Annotated in this window: 12 protein-coding genes; 3 read left to right on the top strand and 9 right to left on the bottom strand. The window is 66.4% G+C overall.

Features of this window, described 5'->3' with window-relative positions:
* Positions 1–65: 65 nt before the first annotated feature.
* Positions 66–1121 (bottom strand): haloacid dehalogenase-like hydrolase, encoded by a 1056-nt coding sequence (locus ACO6VM_RS26860; RefSeq protein WP_390968241.1) that lies wholly within the window; start codon positions 1119–1121, stop codon positions 66–68.
* Between the two features lie 247 nt (positions 1122–1368).
* On the opposite strand from ACO6VM_RS26860, the gene ACO6VM_RS26855 reads away from it, so the two are divergent.
* Positions 1369–2760 (top strand): L-cystine transporter, encoded by a 1392-nt coding sequence (locus ACO6VM_RS26855; protein ID WP_110992130.1) that lies wholly within the window; start codon positions 1369–1371, stop codon positions 2758–2760.
* Positions 2761–2879: 119 nt separating this feature from the next.
* On the opposite strand, the gene ACO6VM_RS26850 is transcribed toward ACO6VM_RS26855, so the two are convergent.
* The 4 genes from ACO6VM_RS26850 to ACO6VM_RS26835 all read right to left on the bottom strand — a co-directional run bounded on the left by ACO6VM_RS26850 (position 2880) and on the right by ACO6VM_RS26835 (position 7490).
* Positions 2880–5264 (bottom strand): TonB-dependent siderophore receptor, encoded by a 2385-nt coding sequence (locus ACO6VM_RS26850; RefSeq protein ID WP_401055704.1) that lies wholly within the window; start codon positions 5262–5264, stop codon positions 2880–2882.
* Between the two features lie 119 nt (positions 5265–5383).
* Positions 5384–6367 (bottom strand): FecR family protein, encoded by a 984-nt coding sequence (locus ACO6VM_RS26845; RefSeq protein ID WP_401055706.1) that lies wholly within the window; start codon positions 6365–6367, stop codon positions 5384–5386.
* Positions 6364–6897, bottom strand: coding sequence for an RNA polymerase sigma factor (locus tag ACO6VM_RS26840; RefSeq protein WP_125465951.1), 534 nt, complete (start codon positions 6895–6897; stop codon positions 6364–6366). The genes ACO6VM_RS26845 and ACO6VM_RS26840 overlap by 4 nt, the downstream gene beginning before the upstream one ends.
* Before the next feature lie 74 nt (positions 6898–6971).
* A complete protein-coding gene (locus tag ACO6VM_RS26835) occupies positions 6972–7490 on the bottom strand; it encodes a dihydrofolate reductase (RefSeq protein ID WP_125860947.1) in 519 nt (172 codons plus the stop codon).
* 54 nt (positions 7491–7544) lie between these two features.
* Here ACO6VM_RS26835 and ACO6VM_RS26830 point away from each other — a divergent pair, with 54 nt between their 5' ends.
* A complete protein-coding gene (locus ACO6VM_RS26830) occupies positions 7545–8936 on the top strand; it encodes a DUF2868 domain-containing protein (protein ID WP_401055708.1) in 1392 nt (463 codons plus the stop codon).
* A complete protein-coding gene (locus ACO6VM_RS26825) occupies positions 8929–10287 on the top strand; it encodes a GTPase/DUF3482 domain-containing protein (protein ID WP_401055710.1) in 1359 nt (452 codons plus the stop codon). Before ACO6VM_RS26830 ends, ACO6VM_RS26825 begins: the two co-directional genes overlap by 8 nt.
* A 107-nt stretch (positions 10288–10394) precedes the next feature.
* Here the strand turns inward: ACO6VM_RS26825 and ACO6VM_RS26820 are convergent, their stop codons facing one another.
* The 4 genes from ACO6VM_RS26820 to ACO6VM_RS26805 form a co-directional block, all read right to left on the bottom strand.
* A complete protein-coding gene (locus ACO6VM_RS26820; RefSeq protein WP_401055712.1) occupies positions 10395–10934 on the bottom strand; it encodes a phosphonate degradation HD-domain oxygenase in 540 nt (179 codons plus the stop codon).
* A 123-nt stretch (positions 10935–11057) separates the two neighbouring features.
* Positions 11058–12083 carry a putative 2-aminoethylphosphonate ABC transporter substrate-binding protein gene (locus ACO6VM_RS26815; RefSeq protein WP_110992123.1) on the bottom strand — a complete coding sequence of 342 codons (1026 nt, stop codon included), beginning with the start codon at positions 12081–12083 and terminating at the stop codon, positions 11058–11060.
* A 30-nt stretch (positions 12084–12113) separates the two neighbouring features.
* Entirely contained in the window at positions 12114–13838 is a 1725-nt protein-coding gene (locus tag ACO6VM_RS26810; protein ID WP_401055714.1) for a putative 2-aminoethylphosphonate ABC transporter permease subunit, read from the bottom strand.
* A gap of 1 nt (position 13839) precedes the next feature.
* Entirely contained in the window at positions 13840–14898 is a 1059-nt protein-coding gene (locus tag ACO6VM_RS26805; RefSeq protein ID WP_401055716.1) for a putative 2-aminoethylphosphonate ABC transporter ATP-binding protein, read from the bottom strand.
* Positions 14899–15074: the final 176 nt, after the last annotated feature.

The raw sequence follows: 15074 nt of genomic DNA, 5'->3' as shown, positions 1-15074 counted from the left end.
CCGCTCCCACGCTAAACCACACTCACTTCGTGGGAGCGGGCTTGCCCCGCGATGGCCATGACGTATTACTGAATCTGCTCCGGCGTCACGATCACCCAGTTCTTGTCCGCCGTCACCGCCAGCCCCTCTTTGGCCTGGGCCGCCGCATGCTTGGCGATCATGCCGTTCAACTGGTCCATGTACTTGGCCTTGCGGTTGATCCACAGGTGGATGCCGCCCTTGCTCACATCGACGCTGTGGAACTGCATGTAGCCATCGCTGGTCGGCGTATCGCCGCCCACCAGCACCGGTTTCTTCCATTCGTCGATATAAGTCAGGATCGCCGCTTGCTTGCCGGCCATCCAGGTCGCCGGGGTCCACAGGTACGGAGTCAGTTCCAGGCCTTCGTTGGCCTTGGGGTCATAGTGCCCGGCGCTGATCTGCTTGCGCGCGGTGGTCAGCTGGCCCGTGGCGCGGTCCTTGAGCAGCAGGCTGACGCCGATCACGTTCTCGGGTTTGACGTTGTAGCCGTACTTGGGATCGGCGGCGACCATGCGCACCAGCTCTTCCGACGCCGCCGAGATCACGTACACCTCGATGCCGTTCTCCATCAGCTTGTTGTACAGCTCGGCCTGGCCGGTGAAGACCTTGGGCGGCTGCACCTCGATGTTCTTGACCTGATCCCCTTCGTAATAGGTGCTGGGGATCGGCTTGCCCGAGGCCATCAACTCGTCGACCTGCTGCTTCAGCTCCTTGAGAGTAAAGCCCGAGAACACCTGGGCCACCCACGGGTAGCAGACCATGTCGTCGATTTCGCACAGGCGGTAGTAGTAGCTGAACAGGCTCTCCTTGTGCTCGGCGGTGTCCTTGAACGGGATCAGCTTGAGCGAGGGATCGAGCTTGTCGCGGGTCAGCAGGCCCTTGTTCTCCATGTACGGCAGCAGCGACTCTTCGAGGTCGAAGCGGTAGCTGGTGTTGTCCATGTCGAACACCGCGTAGTTACCCTTGTTGGCATTGGCGGCGATCATCGCGTCCAGCTTGCTGGCCGCCTCGGCGGGCCAGTGCTTGAGCTCGGTGGCCGCCCAGCTGCTGGCGCTGAGCAACAGGGCCAACCCGCCGGCGAGCCGTTTCGCAGCAGTCATCATGTGCAGTTCTCCCAAAGACGTGGCCGCTCAACCCTAGACCCGTTTTGTGACACCCGGACGTTCGCGACCGACCCCGACGCAGCCGCAAACGCCATGCGGATTGCCAATAACGACATGGCGTTATTCCATAAACGACTATGCAAATTCCTTTTAGATATAAATTCGTTTGTTTTCAGGCTGTTAGCATTTCCGTTCGCAATCGCTCATCAGAGGCGATGCCTCTTCTGTTTTTTCTGGAGCTTCAATGAACCTGCCGCTGTCTCTCAACCTGCTGGCGTTCCTGGCCCTGCTGCTGGGCCTGGCGCAAACCCGCCGCACCGACTGGAGCCTGGCCAAGAAAGTCCTGCTGGGCCTGGCCCTGGGCGTGGGCTTCGGCCTGGTCCTGCACACGGTCTACGGCGCCGGCCACCCGGTACTGAAAGCCACCATTGCCTGGCTCGACCTGGTCGGCAACGGCTATGTCGGCCTGCTGCAGATGATCGTCATGCCGCTGATCTTCGCCTCGATCCTCAGCGCCGTGGCCCGCCTGCACAATGCATCGAGCCTGGGCCGCATCAGCGTGCTGAGCATCGGCACCCTGCTGCTGACCACCGCCATCGCCGCGCTGATCGGCATCGTCCTGACCAACCTGTTCGGCCTCAGCGCCGAGGGCCTGGTGGCCGGCGTGCAGGAAAGCGCGCGGCTGCAGGCGATCCACAGCGACTACGCGGGCAAGGTTGCCGACCTCAACATCCCGCAACTGCTGCTGTCGTTCGTCCCCACCAACCCGGTGGCCGACCTGGCGCGGGCCAAGCCGACCTCGATCATCAGCGTGGTGATCTTCGCCGTGTTTCTGGGCCTGGCCGCCTTGCAACTGATCAAGGACGACAAGGACAAAGGCGAACGCGCGCTGTCGGCCATCGACGTGCTGCAAGCCTGGGTGATGCGCCTGGTGCGCCTGGTGATGAAGCTCACCCCCTATGGCGTGCTGGCGCTGATGACCAAGGTGGTGGCCAGCTCCAACCTCGACGACATCCTCAAGCTGGGCAGCTTCGTGGTGGTGTCGTACATCGGCCTGGGCCTGATGTTCGTGGTGCACGGGGTGATCCTGGCGCTGACCGGCGTCAGCCCGCTGCGCTTCTTCCGTAAAGTGTGGCCGGTCCTGACCTTCGCCTTCACCAGCCGCTCCAGCGCCGCCAGCATCCCGCTGAACATCGAGGCGCAAACCCAGCGCCTGGGCGTGCCGCAGTCGATCGCCAGCTTCAGCGCCTCGTTCGGCACCACCATCGGCCAGAACGGCTGCGCCGGCCTGTACCCGGCGATGCTCGCGGTGATGGTCGCCCCGGCGGTGGGCATCGACACCTTCGACCCGCTGTGGATCGCCACCCTGGTGGCCATCGTCACCCTGAGCTCGGCCGGTGTGGCCGGCGTGGGCGGTGGCGCGACCTTCGCCGCGCTGATCGTGCTGCCGGCCATGGGCCTGCCGGTGGAGCTGGTGGCACTGCTGATCTCGGTGGAGCCGCTGATCGACATGGGCCGCACGGCCTTGAACGTGAGCGGCTCGATGACCGCGGGCGTGGTGACCAGCCAGTTGCTCAAGCAGACTGACCAGCAGGTGCTGGGCGGGGATGAGCATGCCGAGCTGAGTCACAGCTGATATCGCCGGGGGCGCTTTGCGCCCCTTTCGCTGGCAAGCCAGCTCCCACAGGGTCATGCATTTTCCTGTGGGAGCCGGCTTGCCGGCGATAGGGCTGTGTAGCAGCCCCGGGCTTCAAGTCAGTAACTGGCCCGCAACGTCAACGTCAGGTTGCGCGGCTCGCCATAGAAGTTCGACCCCCAGGCACTGTCCACCCGCTCGTAATACTTGCGGTCGAACAGGTTGTTGGCCGTGAGCGTGGACGACAGGTGCTTGTTGAAGCGATACCCCAGCTGCGCCGTGGCCACGCTGTAACCCCCCTGGACGAAGTCCACGTCACGCTTGTAATAGGTCTGGCTGACCGCCCGCACACCGCCACCCACGCTGAAACCGTCCAACGGCCCATCCTTGAACTCGTAACGCGTCCACAGGTTGAAGTTGTGCTTGGGGGTGATGCTGATGCCCTGGTAGTTCTCCTCGTTCATCGACTTGAGCATGGTGAAGGCGTAGCCGGTGCTGATGCTCCAGTTGTCGGTCAGGTTGCCGGACAGCTCGGTTTCCCACCCCTGGCTACGGACCCGGCCCTGCGCCTCGAAGTAGTTGCTGCGCTCCACCGCCTGCGCACGGTTCTCGTCATAGATGCGGAACAACGCCACGCTGCCGTTCAGGCGGCCATCGAGAAACTCACGCTTGAGCCCCAGCTCGTACTGTTCGCCCTCGCGCGGGTCGATCGGCTTGCCGCTGGCGTCCACGTCGGTCTGCGGCTTGAACACGCTGGTGTAGCTGGCGTAGGCCGACAGCTCGGGGGTTAACTTGGCCACCAGCGCCGCGTAAGGGATCACCTTGCGGTCGATGTTGGTCTCGGTGTTGGTGAAGTTGTTGAAGAAGGCATTGGCGTTACGCCCTTCGCTCTCGAACCAGGTCACCCGGCTGCCGAGAATCACGTCCAGCCAGTCGGTGGCGCTGATCTTGGTGCGCCCATAGACACCGTACTGCTGCGACTTGACCCAGTTGCCGTTGACCATCTCGTAGTTGCGCTTGGGGATGTTGATGCTGCCCGGGTCGTACACATTGATGTCGAAATACTCCTGGCCGCCGTAGGTGAAGTCCTTGTCCAGGTGCTGGTATTCGGCGCCCACGGTCAGTTCGTGGCTGCGCCCGAAGGCCTCCACCGGCAAGGTCACGAAGCTGTCCAGGCCGAGGGTCTTGATGTGGGTGTAGTAGGCGTAGGCCACTGCGGAGCTGGCGCCGGTCGCCCTGTCCACCGCGCCATCGGTCCAGGTGAAGTTGCGGGTCGGGGTCTCGGCATCGCGGTAGGTCAGCGAGGTCTTGAACTGGCCGCCGTCGTCCAGCGCGTGGTCCACCTCGAAGAAGCCCTCCCACACGCGTTCGTCCAGCTCGTTCCACTTGGCGTCGACGAAGCTCGAGCGGCTCACATCCAGCAGCTTGCCGTCGGCATAGGCCGGCAGGCCGAACGCCGGGGTCGAGTTGTTGCGCTGGTAGGCACCGCCCAGGGACAGCGTGGTGGCCGGGGTCACGTCGTATTCCAGGCGGCCATAGACCATGGGTCGCTCGTTCTGCGCATGGTCGACGAACGACTGGTTGTTCTCGTAGGCGGTCACGAAACGCCCGCGCAGGGTGCCGTCGCTGTTCAGCGGGCCGGTGACATCGACGGTGGAGTGGTAGCGGTCCCAGCTGCCGGCCGACAGCTCGCCGCTCAGGCCGAAGGTGCCGAGCGCACGCTTGCGCACCAGGTTGATGGTGCCGCCCGGCTCCCCTGCGCCCTGGTACAGGCCGGAGGGGCCGCGCAGCACCTCGACCCGGTCAAACATCGCCAGGTCGAAGCTGGTGGCCATGTCGCCCTGCCCGGTCAGCTGCGAAACGCCGTCCATCTGCACCTGGTCGACCAGGAAGCCGCGCATGTACACATCGTTGAGGTTGGAGCCGCTGTTGTAGCTCTTGATCGTCGCCCCGGTCACCTGGCGCATGGCGTCCTGCAGGCTGTTCATGTTCTGGTCGTTCAGGCGTTGGCGGGTAACCACCGAGACCGACTGGGGGATGTCCTTGAGTTTCTGCTCACCCTTGCCGATGGTCAGCGCGCCGGTGGTGTAGGAGCCGCTGCCCTCGGTGGTGGCCCCCAGCGCGCTGCTGTCGATCTTGACGGCGCCCAGTTGCATCGAGGTGTCGCCTGCCGCGCGCTGGCGCTCCAGGGTGACGCTGTCGACGTCGATGACGCTGGCGCTGAGCCCGGTGCCTTGCAGCAGCCTGGCCAGTGCCTGGTCCTGTGGATAACTGCCATTCAGGCCCGACGAGCGCAGGCCCTGGGTGAACTCGCCCGGCACCAGCACCTGCACCCGGGTGACTGCACTGAAGGCCGCCAGCGCCGAGTCCAGCGACTGCGCCGGGATCTCGAAGCGGTAAACCTGTGCCTGCGCAGCGGCCTGCGCCTGCAGCGGCGCGGCCAGGCCTGCGCTGCCCAGCGCGATGGCCAGGCCGAGCACGGTCCGAGTGGCGGTAATCTTCATCAGTGGAGCTCCCCGAAATCGTCCAAGTCATTGAATGGCGCTGCACTATCTGAGAGTGCTTATTATTTGCGCCTGCTCATTCAAGGACGACGGACTCGCGGGAATCCCCGAAACTTTTTTCAACCCTCGCGCAGAATGCGCAGGTAAGGGGTGTATTGCTCGGCGTGGACACCCAGGGTGTGGGTCAGGGCCCTGAGCACGGCCTCCGGCTTGTCGATCTCGAACACCCCGGACACCTTGCGCTGGCGCAGGGCATCGCCCAGCACCAGGGTCTGGCCCGGCCAATAGCGGTTCAGTTCGGCCACCACTTCAGCCAGGGGCTGCTGGCTGAACACCAGTTGCCGTTGCCGCCAGGCGAACGCCCGGCCCGGCTCGAACGGATGAATGGCCCCCGGCCCATTGGCCGCGTATTCCACCGCCTGCCCCGGCACCAGGAACACCCCGGAGCTTTCCCCCGCACGCACCTGCACCTTGCCCTGGGCCAATTGCACACGGGTCTGTTCGCCCTCGAGGGCGACACTGAATTGCGTGCCGACCACCTTCACCCAACCGCCGCCGGCGCGCACCACGAAGGGCCGGTCGGGGTCGCGGGCCACCTCGAACCAGGCCTCGCCACGCAACAGGTGCACACGCCGCTCGCCATGGGCCAGCTCCACTTGCAGCGCGCTGTCGGTGTTCAACTGGATACGCGAGCCATCGGCCAGCTGGACGCTGCGTAGCTCGCCGGTGCCGGTGGCGTAGTCGGCACGCCAGCGGTCCAGCCAGGGCGTCTGGCTGAGCAGCAGCCCCAGCGTCAGCACGGCGGCGGCGGCACTTGCCACCTTGGGCCAGGCACGCCGTGGCGCTGTGCGCCATTGCCCGCGCTGCTGCTCGCGCACGCACCTGGCCGGGGCCTGCAGGGCGCCCAGCAAGGCGATCACCTCGGCCCAGGCCTGGGCTTGCTCCGGCCCCTGCAGGTGCCAGTCGGCAAACGCCTGCCGTTCGGCCGCGGTGACATCCTCGGCTTGCAGGCGGTAATACCAGGCGGTGGCTTCGGCGAACAGCTGCTCGCTGTCGGGCATGTCGCTCATGGGGGCAATCGTGCTCTCGGGATCTTGGCTCATGGGCGTTGCCTCCCCCGGTCACCGGCCAACTGCGCCTTGATGAAGGCACGGCAGTCAAGCAGCGCCTTGCGCAGCTGGTACTCGACGCTGCGTGGCGTGGTGTTCATGCGCTCGCCGATTTCGCGGTAGGTGCAACCGTCGACATGATAGAGCAGGAAGATATGCCGGGTCGCCTCGGGCAAGGCCTGGATGGCGGCCTGCATCAAGGCTTGCTCCTGCTGTGCGGCCAACTGGTCTTCGGCAGCGGGGGCTTCGCTGGCCAGCTCCTCGCTCGGCTCGCCGGCGTCCAGGCGCTCACGGCGAATGGCCTGGCGCTGGTGGTCGCGCACCAGGTTGCTGGCGATGGTGAACAGAAAAGCCGAAAGGTTGTCGATCTGCTTGTCGGCAGGCAGCCGCGCCAACCGCAGGAAGGACTCCTGGGTCAGGTCGGCGGCCACCTGCGCATTGCCGGTGCGCCGTGCCACGAAGGCCTCAAGGGCCTTCTTGTGCTCGGTGAACAGCCGGGCGATCTGCTTGTTCCATGAAGACACGGCGCATCCTGGCTCTAGGTCTCAAGAGGTGCGCACGCTAGCAGAAGATGAGATGGATTCGCAATTGCTGCTGATCAGCGTTTATCCCAGACCTCGAAATGGTAGGCCGGGCCATCGCCCTCGGCGGCCTGGGCCTGGCTCGATGCCAGCTGCCACTGCGCCGGGTCGTACTCGGGGAACCAGGCATCGCCCTGGGGCGACAGCTCGACCCGGGTCAGGTACATGCGGCTCACCAGCCCTTTTTCCAGCGCCTGGCCGTAAAGCTGCGCGCCGCCGATCAGCATCAGCTCCTCGACGCCCTGCTCCCGGGCCCACTGCTCGGCGCGTACCAGCGCCGCTTCCAGCGATGCGAACACCTCGGCACCGGCCAGTTGCAACCCAGGCTGGCGGCTGACCACGATGTTCAGCCGCCCCGGCAACGGCCGGCCCAGCGAATCCCAGGTCTTGCGCCCCATGATGATCGGCTTGCCCAGGGTGGTGGCCTTGAAGTACTTGAAGTCCCCCGGCAAGTGCCAGGGCATGGTGTTGTCGATGCCGATCACACGGTTCTCGGCGAGGGCCGCGATCAGGCTGAGGGGGAGTGAGGTAGTCATGGCGGCGAGGATAGCACCGGGCACGTGGGTTATGCTTGCGCCCTGACCTGTGCAATGGACGAGCTTGTGACTGCACTGACTGAACTGGACAAACACTGGCTCACCGAAGCGGTGCGCCTGCGCGAAGAACACGCCGGCCCCCTGGAGGACCAGGAAGCCAACCGTCGCGCCCGCCAGCAGGGTGGCGACCTGGCCACGCGCATCGCAACCCGCGCCCTGTGGCTGGCCGAACGCGATCGTATGGCCGAGGCGCTGCGCCACTGGAAGCAAGGCGCCCGCCTGGCCTTGATGGCGCTGATGGTGCTGGCCGTGTTCAGCGGCGCCGGCCTGGGCCTGGCGGCGCTGGGCGACGGCCAGCGCCCGGTGAACGTGTTCTGGGCCCTGGGCAGCCTGCTCGGCCTCAACCTGGTGTTGCTGGCCGGTTGGGCCATCGGCTTTTGCTACGCCGGCGAACAGGGCGCAACGCTGGGCCGCCTGTGGTTGTGGCTGAGCGAACGCCTGGCCCGTGATGCCAAGGCCGCGCAACTGGCCCCGGCGCTGCTGGTGCTGTTGCAGCGCCAGCGCCTGAACCGCTGGCTGCTCGGTGCCCTGGTGCATGGCCTGTGGCTGTTGGCGATGCTGGCGGCGCTGGGCATGTTGCTGGCGTTGCTGGCAACCCGGCGCTACGGCTTCGTCTGGGAAACCACGCTGCTCGCCGCCGAACCCTTCATCGCCCTCACCCACGCCCTCGGTGCCCTGCCCTCGTTGCTGGGCTTCGCCGTGCCGGACGAGGCAATGATCCGCGCCAGCGGCGACACCCTGCCGGCCCTCGACCTGGCGCGCCAGGCCTGGGCCAGCTGGCTGCTTGGCGTGGTGCTGGTGTACGGCCTGTTGCCGCGCCTGGTGCTGGCCGCGTTGTGCCTGTGGCGCTGGCGCCAGGGCCGCGGGCGGCTGACCCTGGACCTCAACCTGCCCGGCTATGCGCAGTTGCGTGAAGCGCTGATGCCACGCAGCGAGCGGATCGGCGTACAGGACGCGGCCCCGCAGGCACTCCCGCAGTTCGAGGCCGGGCAACTGGACAGCGGCAGCAGCGGCGCCCTGCTGGTGGGCCTGGAGCTGGACGATCAGCAGCCCTGGCCACCGGCCCTGCCGCAAGGCGTAACCAACGCCGGCGTGCTCGACAGCCGCGAATCGCGCAACAAACTGCTCGAACAGCTCGGCCGCTTCCCCCCGGCGCGCCTGGCCATCGCCTGTGACCCGCGCCGCTCACCGGACCGTGGCAGCCTGGCGCTGCTCGCGGAGTTGGCGCGCAATGCCGGCGCCACGCGCATCTGGTTGCTCCAGCCACAACCCGGCCAGGCGCTGGACGCCGCGCGCCTGGGCGACTGGCACGATGCCCTCGACCGCCTGGGCCTGCCCCACGCCGACACCTCGCCGCTGACCTGGCTGGAGCATGGCCATGACTGAGCCCCTGAAACTGGCCGTGGTCGGCCACACCAACGTCGGCAAGACCTCGCTGCTGCGCACCCTGACCCGCGATGTCGGCTTTGGCGAGGTCTCGCACCGCCCCAGCACCACCCGCCATGTCGAAGGCGCGCGCCTGTCGGTGGACGGCGAGCCGTTGCTGGAGCTGTACGACACCCCCGGCCTGGAAGACGCCATCGCCCTGCTCGACTACCTCGAACGCCTCGAGCGACCGGGCGAGCGGCTGGATGGCCCGGCCCGGCTGGAGCGTTTCCTCCAGGGCAGCGAGGCGCGGCAACGCTTTGAACAGGAAGCCAAGGTGCTGCGCCAGTTGCTGGCGAGCAACGCCGGGCTGTATGTGATCGACGCCCGCGAGCCGGTGCTGGCCAAGTACCGCGACGAGCTTGAGGTGCTGGCCGGTTGCGGCAAGCCACTGCTGCCGGTGCTCAACTTCGTCGCCAGCCAGCAGCACCGCGAGCCGGAGTGGCGCGAAGCCCTGGCGCGGCTGGGCCTGCACGCGCTGGTGCGGTTTGACAGCGTGGCCCCGCCGGAAGACGGCGAACGGCGCCTCTACGAAAGCCTCGCCCTGTTGCTGGAAGAGGCCCGCCCGGCCCTGCAGCGGCTGATCGACGACCAGCAGGCGCAGCGCCTGGCCCGCCAGCACAGCGGCAAACGCCTGATCGCCGAATTGCTGCTCGATTGCGCCGCCTGCCGGCGCAGTGTCGAACCCGCCGACGAAGCCCATGCCATCGAGGCCCTACGCCGGGACGTACGCCAGCGCGAGCAGCGCTGTGTCGAGGCGCTGCTCAAGCTCTATGCCTTCCGCCGCGAAGATGCCGATGCCGGTGACCTGCCATTGCTGGATGGCCGCTGGGGCGATGACCTGTTCAACCCGGAAACCTTGAAGTTGCTGGGCGTGCGCCTGGGCAGTGGGGTGGCGGCAGGTGCAGCGGCCGGCGCCGGCGTCGATCTGCTGGTCGGCGGCCTGACCCTGGGCGCCGCGGCGCTGGCCGGGGCCATTGCCGGCGGCGCGCTGCAAACGGCGCGCAACTATGGCGCGCGGTTGATGGGCAAGCTCAAGGGCCAGCGGGAATTGACGGTGGATGACACCGTGCTGCGCCTGCTGGCGCTGCGTCAGCAGCAGTTGATGGTGGCGCTGGAGCGCCGCGGGCATGCGGCGCAGGACAGCATTCGCCTGGGCGCACTGGACGAGAAGGCCTGGCGCGAAGGCAAGCTGCCCGAGGCGCTGAGCAAGGCCCGGGCACATCCGCAGTGGTCGACGCTTAATCCGGGGGCCAAGGTGAACCAGCCGGAGCGCCAGGAGCAGTTGGAGGCGTTGGTTTTACAAATTTGAGTCAGCAGGGCTGGCCTCTTCGCGGGTAAACCCGCTCCCACAGGGCTTGCACATAAACTTGTGGGAGCGGGTTTACCCGCGAAGAGGCCGGTGAGGCCATCAAAATCTCAGAGCAATGCCAAGGCCTTCTGCTTCAGCACCATCAGGTCCATCACCTCCACCCCGACCTCCTTGGCCAACTCATCCCACTCGCGCATCCGCAGGCTCACCGCAAACAACGGATCCCCCTCGAACGCATCCGCTTCGGCATCGCTCATCACCCCACCCTGATACCCCAGCGTGCGCCGACTGGCCTCGCTCAACCGGTCGTAATACCCCGGCTTACGCAGGGTCAGGTAGCGCTTGGCCTCGACGTGGTACTCCACCAGGCGCGCCATGCGCTCGCCAAAGCCGGCACGGCGCAGGTATTCGGCGCCCAGGCGTTCGTGGCTGACCACGCCATAGCCGCCCATGCTGGCTTCGCCTTCACCCAGCAAGTGGCCGATGTCGTGGAAGAACGCCGCCAGCACCACTTCGTCGTCGTAGCCTTCGGCCATGGCCAGTTGGGCGGCCTGGGACATGTGTTCGAGCTGGGTGATGGCTTCGCCGATGTAGTCAGCGCTGCCGTGGTGTTGGTAGAGGGCGAAGATCTGGTCGATCGAAGGCATCAAACTTTGCTCCGGCTGAATTCAACGCTGCCTGTCATGACGCATTCGCGGGTAAACCCGCTCCCACAGGGGTCGCGCTTTACCTGTGGGAGCGGGTTCACCCGCGAAGAGGCCCCACCAGACTTACTGCTGGGCGACTTTCTCCGACTTGCCGTCATAGCGCTTGCGCCATTCGCTGAGGATCTCGTCGCGGTTCTTCGAGGCCCAGGCGAAGTCGTTCTTGATCAGGCGCTGCTCGTAGTCCGCCGGCAACTCGGTCTGCGGCTTGGCGATGCCCGGTGCGGCGAGCACGGCGAAGTTCTCTTTGTATAGCTCCATCGCGGCGGGGCTGGCGGAAAAATCTGCCAGGCGCCGGGCCGCATCGGCTTTCGGCGAGCCCTTGATCACGGCGGTGGCCTCGATCTCCCAACCCAGGCCTTCCTTCGGCAGCACGATGTCCAGCGGCGCGCCCTGGCGCTTGAGCTGCACGGCCGGGTACTCGAACGAGATGCCGATCGGGAACTCGCCGGCAGCGGCCAGCTTGCACGGTTTGGAACCGGAATGAACGTACTGGCCGATGTTCTGGTGCAGGGCGTCCATGTAGGCCCAGCCCTGGGGCTCGCCGAAGGTCTGCAGCCAGGCGCTTACATCCAGGAAGCCGGTGCCGGACGAGGCCGGGTTGGGCATGACGATCTTGCCCTTGTACTCGGGCTTGGTCAGGTCCTGCCAGCTCAGCGGCTTGCTCAGGCCCTGCTTCTCGGCTTCAACCGTGTTGAAGCAGATGGTCGCAGCCCACACGTCCATGCCGACCCACGCCGGCGGGTTGGCGGCGTCGCGGTAATTGGGCGAGATCTTGCCCAAGTCCTTGGGCGCATAGGCGTCGAGCATGCCGTTCTGGTCGAGGATGGCCAGGCTGGAGGCCGCCAGGCCCCACACCGCGTCGGCCTGCGGGCGGTCTTTTTCAGCCAGCAGCTTGGCGGTGATGATGCCGGTGGAGTCACGCACCCACTTGATCTCGATGTCCGGGTTGGCCTTCTCGAAGGCCTGCTTGTAGCTCTTGAGCTGCTCGGCCTCAAGGGCCGTGTAGACGGTCAGCTGGGTGGCGGCAGCCGAGGCCTGCAGGCTGAACACGGCGGATACGGCAGCGGCAAGTGCGAGGGGCTTGAACATGGTGCGGTTCCTATCGTTGTGGGCAGTCGGTCAATGGCCGGGGGCGCGTTGGCGCCAGGCCTGGGAGCGGCGCAGCAGGCCGCGTGAAGCCGCAGCCAGCAGCAGCGAGGCGGCGGCGCTGGTGAGCAGGATCAGGGTGGACATGGCGGCGGCGCCGCCGACGTTGCCGGCGTCATCCATGTTCAGCACGGCGACGGCCGCGAGGATGGTGTCGGGGCTGTAGAGGAAGATCGCTGCCGACACGGTGGTCATGCCCGAGACGAACAGGTAGCGGATGATGTCCAGCAGCGCCGGCAGGCAGATCGGTACGGTGACGCGCATGAAGTGCTTGTACAGCGGCGCCTTGAGCGACAGCGCGGCGGCCTCGAACTCACCGTCGAGCTGGCGCAGGGCGGTGGTGGCGGTCATCTGCGCGGTGGTCAGGTAGTGGGCGATGGTGCACACCACCAACAGCGCCATGCTGCCGTAGAACACATGCAGCGGGTTGCCGTTGAGGTTGAAGAAGAACACGTAGCCCAGGCCGAGTACCAGGCCGGGCACGGCCATGGGGATGAAGCTGAGCAGACGCAGGGCCTGGTTGAGCAGGCGTTGGCCTTGGGTCTTCTCCATCAGGTAGGCGCCGCTGAAGATGATCACGCTGCCTATCAGCGCGGTGCACAGGGCCATGGTCACGCTGTTGCGGTAGGCCAGCCAGCCGCCGCCGGCGGTGTCGTCGAACTGGTAGTGGTTCAGCGACAGCGACAGGTTGTAGGGCCAGAACTTGACCAGCGACGAATACACCGCCATGCCGATCACCGCCAACAACGCCGCGCACACCAGCAGCACCAGGGCCAGGAAGCAGGCATCGCGCAGCCTGGATGGCTTGGGCTCGAACACCTGGGCCCGGCCGCTCATGGCATCGCCCTGGCGGCGGCGCAGCCAGGCATCGACTGCAAAGCTCAGCAAGGCCGGCACCAGCAGCACCATGCCGATCAGCGCGCCACGGCCGAACTGTTGCTGGCCGACCACCGCCTTGTAGGCTTCAAGCGCCAGCACCTGATAGTCGCCACCGACCACCACGGGCACGCCAAAGTCGGTGATGGTCAGGGTGAACACCAGGCAGAACGCGGCAAATACCGCCTGGCGGGTGGCCGGCCAGGTGATGCTGAAGAAGGCCCGGGCTGGCCCGGCACCCATGCTTGAGGCGGCATCGAACAGCCGGGCATCGGCCAGCGACAGCGCCGACAGCAGGATCATCAGGGCATGGGGGAAGGTGTAGATGGCCTCGCCGAGGACGATGCCCCAGAAGCCGTAGATGTTGTCGCTGAGCAGCCCGCGCAGCAGGCCCTGGTTGCCGAACAGGTACACCAGGGCGATGGCCGGCAGCATCGACGGCGCCAGCAGCGGCAGCAAGGAAATGCCGCGCCACAGGCCCTTGGCCGGGATCAGCGTGCGTTGCAGGGCATAGGCGAACAGGTAGGCCAGCGGCACGACGATGGCCGCAACGGTGAAGGCCACCGACAGGCTGTTGCCGAGCAGCCAGTGGAAGTTGGCGCTGGCGAACAGCTCGCGGGCCGCCACCAGGCCGCCGCCCTGGCCGGCATCGGCACTGAAGCCTTTCCAGAAGATCGCCAGCAACGGCATCAGCACCGCCAGCACCAGCAGGATCAGCAGCAGGCTCTTGCCGCCAACGACGAACAGCCGGTCACCGAAGGCGACGCCACTGCGCAGCGCGGCCTTGGCGCTGTTCAGGGGCAGGGTCATGGGCGCGGCCATCTCAGGCAAACACCTGCAGGCTCTGCGGTGGCAGGGCCACCCAGATGTCCTGCGAGCCCAGGCGCGGCATGGCTTCTGGGGCAAGCTCGGCGAGCAGGGCATGGCCCGGCAGGGCCTTGAGTTCGAAGCTCATGCGGCAGCGGTTGCCGAGGAAAGTGATCTCGCGGACCTTGGCCGGGAACAGGTTTTCCTCGTGCACCACCGGGTTCACGGTGATCGCCTCGGGGCGGCAGAACAAACGGCCGCTGCTGGCACGCCCCGCGTTGGCCGCCAGGCGCATGTTCATGCTGCCGACCTGGGCATGGCTGTCGCTGCTGCGCTGGAACGGCAGCCAGTTGCCCTGGCCGACGAACTCGGCGACGAACGGCGTGGCCGGTTGGTCGTAGATTTCCTGCGGGGTGGCGTACTGCTCGACCTGGCCGTTGTTCATCACGGCGATGCGGTCGGCCATCAGCATGGCCTCGTCCTGGTTGTGGGTCACCATCAGCGTGGTGATGCCCAGTTGGCGCTGCAGCTGGCGCAGCTCGGTGCACAGGTGCTCGCGAACGCGGGCGTCGAGTGCCGACATCGGCTCGTCGAGCAACAGCAGCGATGGCTTGGGTGCCAGGGCGCGGGCCAGGGCCACGCGTTGCTGCTGGCCGCCGGAGAGTTGGCCGGGGTATTTCTTTTCGCTGCCCGACAGGCCGACCAGTTCGAGCATCTCGCCGACACGCTGGCGCACCTGGTCACGGCTGCTGGCGGTCAGGCCGTAGGCGATGTTGGCTTCGACGGTAAGGTTGGGGAACAGCGCGTAGGACTGGAACAGGATGCCGTAGTCACGGGCCTGGGGCGGCAGCTCGGAGATGTCGCGATCGCCGATGTACAGGGTGCCGCGGTCCTGGCGCTCAAGGCCGGCGATGCAGCGCAGCAGGGTGGTCTTGCCGCAGCCCGAGGGGCCGAGCAGGCACACCAGCTCGCCAGCGGCGATGTCCAGGGACACGTCGTTGAGTGCGGTGAAGGCACCGAAGCGTTTGTGGATGCCGCGCACTTTCATCTGTGCGCCCGGGGTGACGTGGTTCATGGCGAGTCCTCATCGAAGCGATGGGGGCCATGCTAGGCAGGCTGTGCGAAGGTTCTGTGGCGTTGGGGCAAAAGCCGGTGATAGTGGTATTGGCAGATTTTGTAGTGGCCATGCCGGCCCTATCGCGGGGCAAGCCCGCTCCCACGCTGTTACGGGTGACACGTGGGAGCGGGCTT

The sequence above is a fragment of the Pseudomonas sp. GZD-209 genome (assembly GCF_049310485.1).
In the GTDB taxonomy this organism is placed as follows: Bacteria; Pseudomonadota; Gammaproteobacteria; order Pseudomonadales; family Pseudomonadaceae; genus Aquipseudomonas; species Aquipseudomonas sichuanensis.
The sequence above is the reverse complement of the archived record's forward strand: the minus strand, read 5'-3'. Positions and strand labels throughout refer to the sequence as shown.